Below are 15,234 nucleotides of genomic sequence, written 5' to 3'. Positions count from 1 at the left end.
TTAACTCGCTTGCTGACGTAAATAAGTGGCGGTACTTGGTGCTATCCCGATAGTTGAATCAAGACTAACACCGAGGTTTTTCGCGACTAATTTCGCATAGGCCACATGGTGGATAGTATGGTTAATCAAATAACATAATTCACGATTAATGGTGCTTTCAAAGGACATATTCTGTTCTTCACTGATGGATATTTCAGATTCAACCTGAATAGTTTTATCGGCTAGTGCGTCTTCAGAATCGGCAAACCATCGTAATAAGTTATTCACTAATTGTGATGCAATTTCCGGGTCATTCTCAATATTGCTGTCACGATGACGACGGTTATAGTCGATTAAGTTATCGGTTAATCCAGCTTGTAGGGCTAAAAAGTGATCCAATATATGGCGAACATGGCGTCCTATACCGGATTCACTGTGAATACAAGGTTGGTTATATTGTGCTCGATCACAGGCATCAATGAGTTGTTGTACCTGTTGAAGTGCCTCGGTTGTGGCCTTATGCAGCTGCTTCATGTTCTCTCCATTTCGCTAGGAATCGTTGGCTACCTTCTTGACCAAGATAACGATTTAAATACTTTTCAGGGGTTTTTCGTAAATCGACAATAATCAGACCATCGAGTGATTGGTTAAAACTGTTATTAACCGAAAAGCATACGAAGCGTCCATTTAACGCAAGGTAATGCCTTAAAATAATTGGTATTGCTTTACCCGGCTGACATTGTCCGACGAGTTTATTAATGACGGCGATGTTACTTAATGAAGCGAGTACCTTAGTCGACCACACTTTACCTTTGACCATCAATGGCGTGCGTGGTTTCACATCATTCAAATAATGCTGTTCTGCCCTAAAGGCGGAGATCATTGAGTCTGAAATAAATGCCTGTGCTAGCTCCGAGTGTTCGTGAGAAATGCTTACACAACCAAATAGGGTGTGATACTGCGGGTTCTTCGCAACATATTGACCGATCCCTTGCCACAATAAATCTAGCGCACGTGGATGACGTTGATATTTCGGCACAACAAAGGAACGGCCCATTTCTAGACATCCGCCTAAACGTTCGATATAAGCTTCATCGAAATGGTAAAGCGAATTACTGTAAAGGGCTTCAATGCCTCGTTCAGCAACTATTTTTTGAACATTAGCGAGACGATAGCCACCCACTAGGCAATTCTCATCATTATCCCAAACAAATAAGTGTAAATAATGTGGATCAAACTGATCACTGTCTAAATGTTTTCCCGTTCCTTCTCCTGCCGCTCGGAAAGTGACTTCGCGTGCTAAAGCAATATCTTCCATCACTAAGCCGAGGCGTTGGTAACTGGCACAGTAAACACTAAAATTACGTTTTTTGACTAGCAGGCAGTCTTCTAGTGAACGAAGTTGCTTCGCAATTGCTTGTTCTCTACTAGGCAAATTAGTGACCAAATTTAATGGTGCAAAGTTATTTTCTTTTTTGAGGACTGTTTCTTTCTTAATACTCAATAAATCTGTTGTGACACGAAGGTAGTCAGTTAGCGTTTGTTTATCATCAATGGACTGATAATCCTTTGGTGTGATTAACTCCCCGACTCGCATCGTAAAGGTTTTACCCTGTTTGTTAACTAATTCACGTGCTAATAAAGCAGTACGTAATCGTCTGTGGATAAAACCTGCCGCATAAAACAACTTGGAGTTTTGCCCCGTAACATAACAGGGTAGGCAATGTGCCTGATGGCGTTTTAATAAACTGCCAACTAAGGTGCTCCAGCTTCTGTCTGCTATTTTTTTAGTCTTTGGATCCATCTCAGATACTTTGCCTGCAGGATAGATTAATAAAGCGCCACCCTTTGATAAATGAGAACTTGCTTGACGCAGACCCTTTGCATTACTTTTAGCTGCATTTTTTGACAAAACATCAACACCAATAAAGAGTTCGGACACTTCTGGAATGGTAGCCAACAGCTCATTGGTCAACACTTTTAAATCAGGTCGTAATGTTAGTAATTGTTCACTCATTGCAATGCCTTCTAATCCACCAAGAGGGTGATTGGCAACAATAATTAAAGGGCCTTCAGATGGCACTGCGTTAAGTGCTTCAGGATTATCGACCGTAAATGAAAAACCAAGCGATTTAATCGCATGCTGTAAAAAAGGCAATGGTGTTTTAGGTGTTTGCTGAGTTTCCGGCATTTTTTCGTAGATATCCGCTAAATCAGAAAGAGACAAGGCTTTTTCGATCAAGCTTGCTAACCATTTCGGTTTAATCGGTAGTCTGAACGGATTTTTCTGCTGTCGCATTGGTTCGCTCCTCAATCAGTTTCTGGGTAATGGTTAGTAAGCGATCGTTCTAGTTTCCAGTGTGCTAACAATTGTTTGAATTTAGGTGGACGATAGCCCCGTTTGCGGTTAGCAGCACCTAATTTAAACAGCGTGTTATATTGAAATAATAAAGAACGAATCGCTTCTAAAAAGGGCGTTTTACGATCCCAAATATGCAGAGACTCGGAGCTAGCACTATTGATTTCCACTATTTGCAGGTCTTCACCGCGTTGTAGGTGTTCAATATCAGAAAATTTAATATCCATGCGGCCGTAATAAAACTCAGGTAAATCGGCCATAATTTTATTAATTGCGCTATTAAGTTCAGGTGTAATTAAATCATTAGCATCACGGAAAATGGCACCACGACTATGACTAGCGGCAAAGATAAGTTTAAAGGGCTGATCCGCTGCAATAACGTCATCTAAATGTGCTTTATGGCGTTCAATGTATAAGTGTTGCAATTGACTGGCACGCGGATCGGTTTCAATTAATTGTTTGAGTGTTTTTACGCCATCACCTACGACATAAGGAGTATATTTTAGCGCCAAAGAAACAATTTTACCTTCTGCTTGGTCTGGGTGGCGAACAAAAAAGATGCCAGCTTCAGCTTCGAAGCTGGCCAATTTTTGCAGCAATAAAATCGAATTAATAGGGTAGGTTGCTAAACAGGCTTTTAATTGTTCAACATTATGTAATAGCTTAACGCCAACACCGCGACAACCAATATCGGGTTTACCAACCACTGGAAATTGCAAGTTATGTGCCTTCATTTTTGCCAATGCATCGGTAACTTGTCGGTCGATGGATTTTTCATTACGCAACACCGTTGTCCATGCGAGTATCGAATCGTGACAAACCCCTTCGGCTTGGCTGAATAGCTCACTTTTTCCAACACCAACCATGCCAGATAAAGGCAATTTAGGGTTGGCGATTAAGGGTAAAGTAAGTGAGCGGTAACGAATACTTAATAATAATGATTGTATAACAACAGGTGTATACATTGCCCAAGCTGGCCAAAATTCAAAAAATGACGTGCTTTTGCCACTCATATCTATTTCAGGCATGCCTGGAGATACGTAGGCATTATTCATGTTGGTTTCTGATTTAGTCAAAATAATTACATCCTGTTGCAATGGGTATAATAAGTAGACCTGCCAAATAGAATAATTAATTCAAATTATTGTAAATTAATTTTTCTGTTATCGTTAAAATGGCAAATGTCTGATCATGGATCACCTTGCTTACATTGATTTTGGTTATGTTATCGTAAATGGCTTTCCTTGCAGAGAATAGGCAACTTCTGGCAATATTGCAGAATTTTTAAACATAAATGTTACCTAACCGTTGTAAGCCAGAGAGCGATAACAACTAACTTAAGGCTTTTAAAGGATAAATATGAATCGTTATACTGTTATTGAAATTCCTTTTAATGAACGAGATCGTTGTTGGTTTTGTGGTGAGCCAAAGGACAAAATCATTAATTTTCCAAGGTATAGCAGTGAAGAAACATTATTAAGCCACCAACCTATATGCTTACCGAGCTGTAATGAATGTGCTTCTATTGTTAAACGCAGTGCTTTTAGTTCGCTTTATGCCTATCGCGATGCGATAAAAAAAGCATTGGCGGCAAAGCATCGTAAAACATTAAGCATTGGGTCGAATTGGACTAAACGAGAGCTTGAAGAATCGGAACTTGAGGGTAGTGCTTTTGAAGGATTTAAACGTAGTGCGTGGTCGATGTTTGAAATTATTCAAGGGCGAATTAACTTCAAGGGCTGGCCATTAGTGATTAATAACGAAACCTTGATTATTGAAGAGGAACATCAAAGCTTCGATTTTGATGGTGTCACCTATGTTAGCTTAGATGAGGCTGTGACTCACGCGGTGAAAACTTTCCACTTAGATGAACAATTATTTACGCGCGTACTCAGCGTATTAGGTAAAGCGAAATTTGGTCAGTGTATTCGTTTATGTCGTTTATATCCGGCGTTAACCAGTAAAAATCGAGAGTCTGTATTTTTAGAGATATTAGATAGTATCGGGTTGTGACCGTCGCGTTCACTGAGGTGTGATCGACAATTAAAAAATAATTATATCCATTACCATTCAATATGCAAAAAATCAGTAAGTATGGAGTTGGCTATATATTTTAAATCAATTGTTTATAAGGTTTTTGTGTTTACTCTATGCCTGCTGGTGGAACCCAAATATAGGATAAAGATTCACTAAACGTTTCAGGGTATACATCATTTGTTGCGGTTAATACAGGTGATTATCACATAAATTTGGTAAAAATAATTCAACTCATGATTATTTTCAGAGAGCTGTTTTTCCTAACTCAAAGGTAAATTTACTGCCCATTCCTGGTTTACTGGAAACGCTGATTGCGCTCTTGTGTATCTCAAGTAAACGCTTAACAATAGATAAACCAAGTCCTGCATTATTGAGGTTACCCTGCGTATTTGAAGCCTGATATTTAGGCTCAAAAATAGCGTCGAGTTCATCTTGACGAATACCCATCCCATTATCGGTGATACTCATCGCAACTTTATTTCGGAAGTCGTTGATTTCGATTTTTACGGCGCCATTGGCATGGGTATGGCGGATTGCATTATCAATTAAATTTACTAACACACGCTCTAATTTACCAATATCGGCATAGGCAATAATACCGTGGTTGGTGTCGACTTCGACGCTAAGTGCAACGCGTTGTGTTTCTGCTTGGTAGCGTAATCGCTGCATCACATCGTAGGCAAGTTCGACAACATTTACTGGCTCGGGGATAAATTGAATATCGCCACTTTCTAATCGGGCCAATTCAAAGAGTTGTTCAACTAATTGATTGATTTGTTGACCATTTTTTAATGCGAGTTGAATAAGCTCTACACTGCGTTTATTTTCTGGGCTAATTAACCATGTTTCTAAATATCCGTTTAAGCCAGTTAATGGGGTTTTAAAATCGTGTGATATATGGGACAACAGTTCACGCCTTAACTGCTCTGTATTTTTTATCTGGCTTAGCTGTTTATTGATATGTTGCGCAGAGGAGGCAAAGCTCGCTTCTAAATCTTGAATTTCTTTGCTGACTAGCCATGAATTTTTGCTCTGATTAAGGTGGGTAAAGTCATTATTTACATATTCGATGGTACGTTGACTGAGTTGTTTCAGTGGTTTGGTAATAATGGTTACCGCTATTAGCATGGCAGCGAGACCAAATAGGATAGCAAGCCCGAGAATAAAGGCGCTATCTTTTAATACTTTACTCCCTGCAAGTAGGGCGGTGGCAGAATCGCGTTTTTGTCCGCCAATAACAACGTATAAATACCCCTGTGTTTGTGATGATTGCGCACTGATAATAGGCGTGACTGAAAATATTTTCTGGGTGCCTAATGCTCTAGGATCATCTCCGTAAACGGGAAAGTTTTTCCCATTGAGGTAATCGTTGATTGGTTTTAAGTTTACTGACTTAAGCTTTACTGCACCTTCGGGGGCGGAATAGGCTAACACCTTGCCATTGATGTCTAATGCATAAAATTCCCACTCTGGCCCGAGTAGCATTTTTGTATGGAAAGCTGAGGTTAAACTGCTGGCTTCAATGATTCCGTTATTGAGTTTTTCATTGTCATGTACAATATGCGCAGCTAAGTCACGGTGCAAAACTTGTTCGACTTCATCGGCAAATTTTTCACTACTATGCAGATACCATTGAAATAATGCCAATGCCGCAATGAGGAACAGGGCACTGATGGTCAGTGTGAGTTGACTAGCGAGTGAACGGAGCATGGTTTACCTCGATGAATACAAAAATGTTAATGTGAAAATTTATAACCTACGCCCCACACGGTTTTTAACCAAAATGGGTTTGCGGGTTCAATTTCTAGTTTTGAGCGAAGCCGATTGACCGTTGAGTTAACCGTATGCGCAGAGCCTTCATGACGACATCCCCAAATTTTCTCGAGTAGTTGCTCGCGACTAAACACGCGTTGTGGCTGTTGTGCAAGAAAGTACAAGAGTTCAAACTCTTTAGCGGTGCTATCTAAAATATTATCTGCGAGTTGTATTTGGTATAAATTCGGATCAATAGTTAAATCGCCAAACTGTAGAATGTCTTTGCTTGGATCTTGCGTTTGCTGCTTGTTTGCATTTCGTCTTAGGTGTGCTTTCACTCTGGCCTGTAGCTCGAGCACTGAGAAAGGTTTGGTTAAGTAGTCATCGGCACCATTCTCTAAGCCTTTTACGACGTCGAGTTCTGAGGTTTTAGCGGTTAACATGACAATGGGAATATCGGGTTGTAGTTGACGTAATCGTTTGCATAATTTTAAACCATCGGTACCAGGGAGCGTTATATCTAAAATAGCTAAATCATAGGGTTGATTTAGCTGTTTATAGGCTTCACTACCATCGTGAAAGACAACAACTTGATAATCCATCATCGATAAATTAATGGAAATAATATTGGCTATATCTTGATTATCTTCGACTAATAATATTTTTTTTGTCATAACATTAACCGCGCTTATCCATAAGGTGTATAGATAAGAGCGGTTAAATAACGATTTTATTGCACGCGAGTGATAATTAATTGTGCAGTTGGATTATCAAATTTATGTTCAGGAAGTAAAATTGAACCGGATAATTCATGCTCAGTTAATATGCCAGCATGGACTGCAACACGGTCTACATCACCACTACGACTTGCATTAAATGCTTCGCCGCCAACACCGGGAACTTCAATTTCATCATTCTTCTCAGTACCAGCATCGTACCCCATTAAAGTTTGTTGATAACTTTGATCAAGGCCGATATTGCTAATGTCAAGATTGGTAATACCAGTGAAACCGTCATTCGTATTGCCTAGCATGGACGCTAAACTGATGCTCATCGAATCGGTTGGTGTTAATTCTAGAGTCAGTGTTTGTGATTCACCTGGTGCAAGACCGCTATCGCCGACGACACTATGTTCAACGCCATCTTGGACAATAAATTCACTGCTGTCGCCACCTTCCGCTATTCTTTCGAGTGCAACGCTAGCCGATTCCCCAGCTTGCCACATGGTGACGCCTGAAGCATGTGTGGTTAATGCTGGTGGCGAAAACATTTGTCCCTGGGTGATGTTTGTGAATGTGACTTCATAAACATAGGACTCTGTGGTTTCTACGGCTTCAATATCATTGTCTACGCTATCATTATCGTCATCATTGTAATCACAGGCGGATAAAACGGCTGTCATGGCTAATAATCCGATAAACTTATACTTTTGATTTTTTTTCATGACAAATCCCCTTAGTTTACAGTGACAACCAATTTAGCGACTGGGTTTAACCATCTGTGTACTGTGCTATCTAGATCTGAAATACCACCTTCGGTATCGGTATCACCAACACTGCCAGGGTGAATATGGACATTCGTGTTTGCTTCATTAAGACTTGCTCCAGTTCCCCCTGTGCCAGCATTACCACTTGGGTCTGCGGGGATACCGGCAACACCAGGTGAACCGCCACCATTGATGATTTCATCGTTGATTTCAGTACCAGCGTCATACGCATTCAGCATAATGGTATAAGTGCCCGCTTCCGTCGGGATTTTCCAGCTATCTAAACCGACAAAACCATCATTGGTAGGGAGTATCATTGCCGTGAGCGATAAGTATTCGTTACTTTCTGTATCGATAGTACCTGTTGATGTTGTGCCTGCTAGTGTTGGTGCTGATGTTAAGTCTAGTGTTGTACCGCCCGATGCTGATACGTCAGATTTTAAATCGGACGTATCGCCACCTTCTGCCATTTTTTGTAAAGCAAGCGTCGCTTCTTCACCTAAGGTAAATAATGAATTGTCTTGATCGTGTGCAGCCACTAATACCGGTGTAAACGCAAGAGAGTGAGTTAAATTGACAAGTGTGATATCTAGATTAGCGGCACTTACTTGTGCGGCTGAAAATAGTGTAGAGATAACTGCGAGTGATTTTACTGTTTGTTTTAGTTTCATGACTGCCTCCTTGATTAAGTAAGTACAGTCTATGAAGTAAATATCCCATGATGATGGTTAAGTTATCACAAAAGTATCCCAGATTGTTTTTGGCAAATAATGATGGAAGTTACTTTGAGCGACGAGTTATTTTTGCGCTGCTTGTAAATGATTCAATACGTTCAACAATGAATCATCAATATTATGGCCTAATGCAATAATATCGTCCGTTGGTTTTACTAGATCCGGTACTTGATGAACTTGCATACCGGCAGCAACGGCGGCGCGTACACCATTACTGGAGTCTTCAAAGGCAAGACAATGTGCTGGTGGAATATTTAAACGTTGTGCAGCAAGTAAATAGATTTCAGGATCAGGTTTACCATGGGTTACTTCACAACCGGTGCTTAGGCTCGAGACGTAATTGTCTAAGCCGGATAATTTTAATTTAGCAGAAGCTTCTTTTTGGTGTGAAGATGTTGCGACGGCAATCGGAATCTTTTGAGATGTTAACCATTCCAATAATGCAACCACGCCTTCCTTTTTAGGAATTTCTTGTTGCTCGATGATGGGATGGTAGAGGCTCATCCATTTATTGCGTAATCTTGGGTAATCCAGATCGGCGCCGTAACCGGTTTGAATAACTCGTTCGATTCCCTGCGCATTACAACCAATAATTCCCAAGTAAACATCTTCTAACATTGGCAGAGATAACGCTTCACAGGCATCGCGAAAAGCTTGCATGCATACTTTTTCGGTGTCCAGAAGAAGACCGTCGAGATCGAAGACAGCCGCTTGATAAGTCATGGTATTTCCTCATAATAAATAGGCTTGATAATATACTTGATCTACTTCAAGATGGAAAAAATTTATTCAATTCGCTTTCCCTAGTTGTTCTGGAGATGCCAACGTGCATAACGCAATTTATTATTCTCGCACTATTTTATTGTATCTATTACTTGCTGTAACGGTGATGACTCAACACGCTGTCGCTGCAGAGTCGCCTTTTCAATCATCAGTATCGAGTTCATCAACATCGAGTGGTTTATTCGATTTCCAAGATGCGCCGGTGTCTGCTGGCTCTGCTGTTTCGTTACAGATGCAATTAACCGGTGAGCAGAGTTCAAATTTAAAAACGGTGAATGCCCTGTTGCAATTAACATTACAGGATGGCTGGAAAACTTACTGGCGTTCACCCGGCGATGGTGGCGCAGCACCGGTATTTGATTTTTCTTCATCGACTAATATCGATGATGTAGTGTGGTCTTGGCCTGCGCCGACACGTTATAACGTGCTCGGTGTGGATACATTAGGTTATAAGGGAGAAGTCGATTTTCCAATAACAATACATGTAAAAGATCCTTCAAAACCGTCAATTTTAAACGGAATATTAACGGTTTCCTCTTGCACAACTATTTGTGTACAACACGATTACCCCATTTATCTGTCTTTTGTTAGCGAGCAGTTAAGTGTCGATGAAGCCATACTATATGACTATCGAGAAGCGATGGCGCAAGTGCCCATTAAACTTGAACCTTCGGCTGCAGAGCAACAACTTCCGGTTACCGTTTTAAATTCTTCTTGGGATAATAAGTCACAAACACTCACCCTTGAAGTGAATAATAATTTAGGTTGGGCATCGCCAGATATTTTTGTCGATTCACCGAGGGAAGACGTACATGATGTGACTTTCTCTAAACCAGAAATAGTGATCAATAAAAATATTTTGACGGCAAAGATAATCGCAACGCGATGGGGTGATGAACTTAACTTAGATAAATACCCGTTAAATTTAACCGTGACCGATAATGGTTTAGCTGTCGAAGTACCGACAACATTAGGCGAGTCTCCACAAAATGGTGATCTAGAAACGCTACTCTCTATGTTTTTTATCGCGTTACTGGGTGGGTTAATATTAAATATTATGCCCTGTGTTTTACCTGTCTTGGGTATGAAATTAAGTGCGGTGTTATCAGCACAAGGCATCGACCGTAGTCAGGTGCGTAAACAATTTATTGCATCATCATTAGGGATATTAAGTTCTTTTTGGTTACTTGCTATCTTCCTCTTAACATTGAAGTTATCAGGACAAGCATTAGGCTGGGGAATTCAATTCCAAAGTCCCTACTTTATTAGTTTTATGGTGATTATTACGGCATTGTTTGCGGCTAATATGTTAGATATTTTTACCATTCAGTTACCCGTGAATATGCAAACGTGGTTGGCAACTAAGGGAAGCCATTCTTATATCGGTCACTTTTTCCAAGGTGTCTTTGCAACGCTATTAGCAACGCCCTGTAGTGCACCATTTTTAGGGACCGCTGTGGCATTTTCGTTAGGGGCTTCAGGGTTACAGTTATTTATAATCTTTACTGCACTTGGCTTAGGCATGGCGCTACCGTGGATATTAATTGCCTTGTTTCCTTCCTTGGCCCTATGGCTGCCAAAACCTGGTCATTGGATGAATGGCTTAAAAATCTTTTTTGGCTTAATGGTCTTAGTGACAAGTTATTGGTTATTAAGTTTATTAACTAGCTTTATCGGTATTAGCTTAACACTGTATCTAGCGTTGTTATTAACGGTCTTTTTCCTGTATTTCTTATCTCAAAAACAACAGAAAAAATTATTTAGAATCGTAGCTGTGACTATCTTCTTAACCGTTGCGAGTGCTGCTGCCTTCAGCTATTACAATATGCAATCACAACAGGGTGATAAACTGCAATGGGCAACATTAAACCGTGCAACGATTGACCGTGAAGTTGAACAGGGGAAAGTCGTCTTTGTTGATGTCACCGCTGCGTGGTGTATTACCTGTAAAGCCAATAAAATTGGGGTGATATTACAAGATCCTGTTTATAGCAGACTGCAACAGGATGATGTCGTTGCGATGAAGGGCGATTGGACAACGGCATCGGAAGAGGTGACTGAATATCTACAATCCTATGGTCGTGTGGCAGTGCCATTTAATATTGTTTATGGCCCCAATGCACCGGAAGGTATCCCATTACAAACTATCTTAACCTCCGATGTGGTACTTGATGCGATTCATCAAGCTAAGGGATTGAATTAGATTAATACTCGTCTTTGATTAACGGTGCTAACATTTTCTCTAGACCGTTTAATTTCACTTCGTAAATTAAGGCAAGCTGTTCTCCAAGCTTGCCTTCCGGTAATCCTTTACTATTAAACCAAACTAAATAAGGTTCTGGCAGGTGAATCAATTTCCGCCCGGCATATTTGCCAAAGGGCATGGTTTGATTAATGGCTTCGCTAAGCAGTTTAGGATCGTTTAACACATCTTTACCTTATTCAATTATTAACCTAAAGAAACTGAGTGACCAGTGATTGTTGTTCTTTGAGTTTTATTAATAGTTTATTTGAAAGTTCAACGGAATGCTGGCTACTTTGTTCACTAGTGCCAGCCATATCTGAAATAGTCACAATGTTACGGTTGATTTCTTCACTAACCACTGACTGTTCTTGAACTGCCGTTGCTATTTGTGCATTTAAGTCGGCTAATTCACTGACTGATTCCATAATTTGATCGATCGATTCTCCGGTTTTTTGGGAAAGCTGAACACAGTTATCCGATAGCGAATTACCCTTGTGCATGGCGCTGTTGGCAAGTTCTGATTCAGACTGCAATTGTGCAAGTAAGTTGTTGATTTCACTGGTGGATTGTTGAGTACGCATCGCAAGTGCGCGAACTTCGTCTGCAACGACGGCAAACCCACGGCCATGATCACCGGCTCTCGCGGCTTCAATGGCTGCATTTAAGGCTAACAAGTTGGTTTGATCGGCAATCCCGTTAATTTCATTTAATACTGTTTCAATCGACTTGCTACCATCAATTAATCGTTCAACGGCATGTCTAACTTCTTGTAATTGCTCTGCTAATTTATTATTAGCCGTCATATTTTTATCGACGATAACATGTCCCTGCGTTGCAATATCCGACCCTTTTTGCGCTGTTTGTGCTGCAGTTTCCACGGCGCGAGATAACTCTTGTACCGTAGAAGACATTTGGTTCATTGCTGTTGCTTCATGTTCTGTTTCTGCCGCCTGTTGCGCTAAGGTTGATGAAACGGTACGACCACATTCTGCGGATTCCTCTGCGGTTTTAATAACGTCATCTGATACATCGCAGACACGCCCAACAATTGCTTTCAATTCTGCACTGCGCATTCTGAGTGCCAAGGTGATGGCGCTGATGGCATTATTATTACCAGAGTAAAGGTAGGCCATTAATGGGTTATCAAAAACGGTTTTCGCTTCTTGGATTAGCTTTTGAAATTTTAATCGCCAGCTAAAGAATAAAAAAGAAAAGATAAGAGAGATGATCACCATGGGCACACTAATAAACAGGCTTACATCACTGGCTATTGCAATAAACAATGAAAAGCATAAAGAACAAAGAAAGAATAATTGGAACCAAAGCGTAAGATCAACGCTAAAGCGTAATGGAAAAGGGGTTTTACCGGCATTTAATTGTTGATATGTTTTTTCAGCTCGGTCGACAACTTCTCGGTCAGGTTTAGTTCTAATAGATTGATATTCATGAATTTTTCCATGCTCATCTTTAATTGGCGTTACAAAGGCATTAACCCAATAATAGTTGCCATTTTTGCAACTATTTTTAACCGGTCCCATCCACGAACTACCAGCCTGAATATATTGCCATAAATCTGCAAACGCAGCTTTGGGCATGTCGGGATGTCGAACCATATTGTGGGGTTGACCGGTCAATTCTTCGACCGAATAGCCTGCTATTTTACAAAAATTGTCATTGGCGTATTTTATTTTGCTGTTTATATCGGTTGTCGATAATAATATTTCGTGCTCATCAAATAATTGCTCTCTACTCATATTCGTTCCCTAAATCAAATGTGGATGGCATTAACGATTAAATGTAATTATTGATGAGTTTAAAAGCAAGAAACACACCATTTTTTTGTGGTTTCTTGCTTGTTTATAGCCGTTTATTTAGATGGCCGCTAAAGCTTGTTCAACATCGGCAATAATATCGTCGATATTTTCAATACCCACAGAAATGCGGATTAACTCTTCACTCACGCCAGCTGCCTTGAGCTCATCGGGATTAAGTTGTCGGTGAGTTGTTGAGGCAGGATGGCAAGCCAGTGATTTTGCATCACCAATATTCACCAAACGTAGGATCATTTGCAGTGCATCAATAAATTTACCGCCTGCCACAGCACCGCCTTTAATACCAAAACTCATTAAACCAGATGCTTTTCCGCCACAGATTTTTTGACAGACGTCGTGATATTGACTGTCTGGCAATGCAGCATAATTAACCCACTCTACTTTGTCATGATTATTTAAATAAGCGGCAAGTTTTTCTGCATTTTCGCAATGACGTTCCATACGTAGACAAAGGGTTTCTAGCCCTTGCATGATTTGGAAAGAATTCATTGGTGAAATCGCTGCGCCGGTATTACGTAATGGAGCGACTCGACAACGACCAATATAAGCAGCAGCACCTAATGCTTCCGTATAAACCACACCGTGATAAGCGGGATCAGGTTCATTTAGCATGGCAAAACGTTCTTTGTTTGCAACCCAATCGAACTTGCCTGAATCAACAATCGCACCGCCGATTGACGTACCATGACCACCAATATATTTAGTCAGTGAATGGACAACAATATCGGCACCAAATTCAAAGGGACGACAGATAACTGGGCTTGCAACTGTGTTATCGACGATTAATGGTACACCGTGTTTGTGGGCAATATCTGCCAGTTTTTGAATATCAACAATGTTACCGGCAGGGTTACCGATTGATTCACAGAATACAGCGCGCGTGTTTTCATCAATCGCGTCTTCAAACCCTTGGAAATCATCAAAGGATACCATGCGCGTTTCAATGCCTTGTTTTGGAAAAGCATGTGCAAATAGGTTATAGGTTCCGCCATAAAGTTGGCTGGTACTGACAATATTTGTGCCCACTTCACAGATACATTGAAGCGCATAAGTGATCGCTGCCATACCCGATGCAACGGCAACTGCTGCTATACCGCCTTCCATTGCCGCAACACGTTGCTCAAGTACATCGGTGGTTGGGTTCATTATACGGGTGTAAATATTTCCGGGCACTTTTAAATCAAATAGATCCGCGCCGTGTTGGGTATTATCAAAGGTATAAGAGGTTGTTTGATAGATAGGAACTGCAGCTGCTTTGGTTGTTTCTTCTGATTTATAGCCATGATGTAACGCAAGTGATTCTAATTTCATTATTGCCTCTAACAATTTGTATAAGAGTGAACCATAAAACTAACATTGCGATGAATAAAATAACAAGTATTAAATCTTACCCTGTTACTTTTAAATGGTGAATTTGATATAACCATCAATACTCATTACTAATTAAGATGCTGAATATTGAATGGCAATACGAACATCTTTTATTTAACAAAATATTGGAATTAACATGTCTAATCAAATCAAGCCTTGCACTCGTGAACAATTAGGTGAGTTACAACAGATTGCCATTGAAACGTATCGCGATACGTTTAGTGATTCAAACAGCGAAGCGTTAATGGCGTCTTATCTCAATGAGGCATTGCATATAGACAAATTAACGGCAGAATTTAATCAACCTAATAGTCACTTTTATTTTATTTATTCTGATGATCAAATTGCTGGTTTTTTAAAAGTGAATGAATTTAACGCGCAAACTGATATTACCGATGATGATGCTTTTGAGATTGAGCGATTTTATATTCGAAAAACGTTTTTAAGAAAAGGATTAGGCAATGAACTAATGGAATTTGCTTGTGATTTAGCAAAGCAATCCCATAAAGCCTATGTTTGGTTAGGTGTTTGGGAAAATAATTTTCGCGCAATACAGTTTTATCAACACCATCAATTTTTTGAAATAGGACAGCATCCCTTTGATATGGCGGGTGATATTCAAACAGATTTAGTCTTAAAAAAAATACTGTAAG

14 protein-coding genes are annotated in these 15,234 nt (G+C 40.2%); 3 read left to right on the top strand and 11 right to left on the bottom strand.

The annotated features are described in order from the left end of the window. The 3 genes from ACR30L_RS19730 to ACR30L_RS19720 are packed head-to-tail and all read right to left on the bottom strand — an operon-like array spanning position 1 to position 3,414. Positions 1–513, bottom strand: a complete 513-nt coding sequence (locus ACR30L_RS19730) for a DinB family protein (protein WP_435235937.1) — start codon at positions 511–513, stop codon at positions 1–3. Next, positions 497–2,278, bottom strand: a complete 1,782-nt coding sequence (locus ACR30L_RS19725; RefSeq protein ID WP_435235936.1) for a lysophospholipid acyltransferase family protein — start codon at positions 2,276–2,278, stop codon at positions 497–499. Before ACR30L_RS19725 ends, ACR30L_RS19730 begins: the two co-directional genes overlap by 17 nt. 11 nt (positions 2,279–2,289) lie before the next feature. Then, the gene (locus ACR30L_RS19720) at positions 2,290–3,414 is read right to left on the bottom strand and encodes a D-alanine--D-alanine ligase (protein WP_435235935.1); all 1,125 of its coding nucleotides are present in this window, start codon (positions 3,412–3,414) and stop codon (positions 2,290–2,292) included. A gap of 283 nt (positions 3,415–3,697) precedes the next feature. Here ACR30L_RS19720 and ACR30L_RS19715 point away from each other — a divergent pair, with 283 nt between their 5' ends. Then, positions 3,698–4,351: a hypothetical protein gene (locus ACR30L_RS19715; protein WP_435235934.1), complete on the top strand. Its 654-nt coding sequence runs from the start codon at positions 3,698–3,700 to the stop codon at positions 4,349–4,351. A 267-nt stretch (positions 4,352–4,618) separates the two neighbouring features. Here ACR30L_RS19715 and ACR30L_RS19710 read toward each other — a convergent pair whose 3' ends face one another. From ACR30L_RS19710 to ACR30L_RS19690, 5 genes are all read right to left on the bottom strand, one after another. Further along, positions 4,619–6,085 carry a sensor histidine kinase gene (locus ACR30L_RS19710; protein ID WP_435235933.1) on the bottom strand — a complete coding sequence of 489 codons (1,467 nt, stop codon included), beginning with the start codon at positions 6,083–6,085 and terminating at the stop codon, positions 4,619–4,621. Between the two features lie 26 nt (positions 6,086–6,111). Then, the gene (locus ACR30L_RS19705; RefSeq protein WP_435235932.1) at positions 6,112–6,804 is read right to left on the bottom strand and encodes a response regulator transcription factor; all 693 of its coding nucleotides are present in this window, start codon (positions 6,802–6,804) and stop codon (positions 6,112–6,114) included. Between the two features lie 56 nt (positions 6,805–6,860). After that, positions 6,861–7,574, bottom strand: coding sequence for a spondin domain-containing protein (locus tag ACR30L_RS19700; RefSeq protein ID WP_435235931.1), 714 nt, complete (start codon positions 7,572–7,574; stop codon positions 6,861–6,863). Positions 7,575–7,585: 11 nt separating this feature from the next. Next, complete coding sequence (locus ACR30L_RS19695) at positions 7,586–8,287, bottom strand: spondin domain-containing protein (RefSeq protein WP_435235930.1); 702 nt, start codon at positions 8,285–8,287, stop codon at positions 7,586–7,588. A gap of 126 nt (positions 8,288–8,413) precedes the next feature. After that, complete coding sequence (locus ACR30L_RS19690) at positions 8,414–9,073, bottom strand: HAD family hydrolase (RefSeq protein WP_435235929.1); 660 nt, start codon at positions 9,071–9,073, stop codon at positions 8,414–8,416. A 103-nt stretch (positions 9,074–9,176) separates the two neighbouring features. On the opposite strand from ACR30L_RS19690, the gene ACR30L_RS19685 reads away from it, so the two are divergent. Next, entirely contained in the window at positions 9,177–11,336 is a 2,160-nt protein-coding gene (locus tag ACR30L_RS19685) for a protein-disulfide reductase DsbD family protein (RefSeq protein WP_435235928.1), read from the top strand. A gap of 1 nt (position 11,337) precedes the next feature. Here the strand turns inward: ACR30L_RS19685 and ACR30L_RS19680 are convergent, their stop codons facing one another. The 3 genes from ACR30L_RS19680 to ACR30L_RS19670 form a co-directional block, all read right to left on the bottom strand. Next, positions 11,338–11,562: a DUF3820 family protein gene (locus ACR30L_RS19680; RefSeq protein ID WP_435235927.1), complete on the bottom strand. Its 225-nt coding sequence runs from the start codon at positions 11,560–11,562 to the stop codon at positions 11,338–11,340. Positions 11,563–11,587: 25 nt separating this feature from the next. After that, positions 11,588–13,132 carry a methyl-accepting chemotaxis protein gene (locus ACR30L_RS19675; protein ID WP_435235926.1) on the bottom strand — a complete coding sequence of 515 codons (1,545 nt, stop codon included), beginning with the start codon at positions 13,130–13,132 and terminating at the stop codon, positions 11,588–11,590. Positions 13,133–13,249: 117 nt separating this feature from the next. Then, the gene (locus ACR30L_RS19670) at positions 13,250–14,521 is read right to left on the bottom strand and encodes an O-acetylhomoserine aminocarboxypropyltransferase/cysteine synthase family protein (protein ID WP_435235925.1); all 1,272 of its coding nucleotides are present in this window, start codon (positions 14,519–14,521) and stop codon (positions 13,250–13,252) included. A 196-nt stretch (positions 14,522–14,717) separates the two neighbouring features. On the opposite strand from ACR30L_RS19670, the gene ACR30L_RS19665 reads away from it, so the two are divergent. Continuing rightward, positions 14,718–15,233, top strand: coding sequence for a GNAT family N-acetyltransferase (locus ACR30L_RS19665; protein WP_435235924.1), 516 nt, complete (start codon positions 14,718–14,720; stop codon positions 15,231–15,233). Position 15,234: the final 1 nt, after the last annotated feature.

Source organism: Psychromonas saccharinae (assembly GCF_051201515.1).
In the GTDB taxonomy this organism is placed as follows: domain Bacteria; phylum Pseudomonadota; class Gammaproteobacteria; order Enterobacterales; family Psychromonadaceae; genus Psychromonas.
This window is presented reverse-complemented; position numbering and strand designations above follow the sequence as displayed.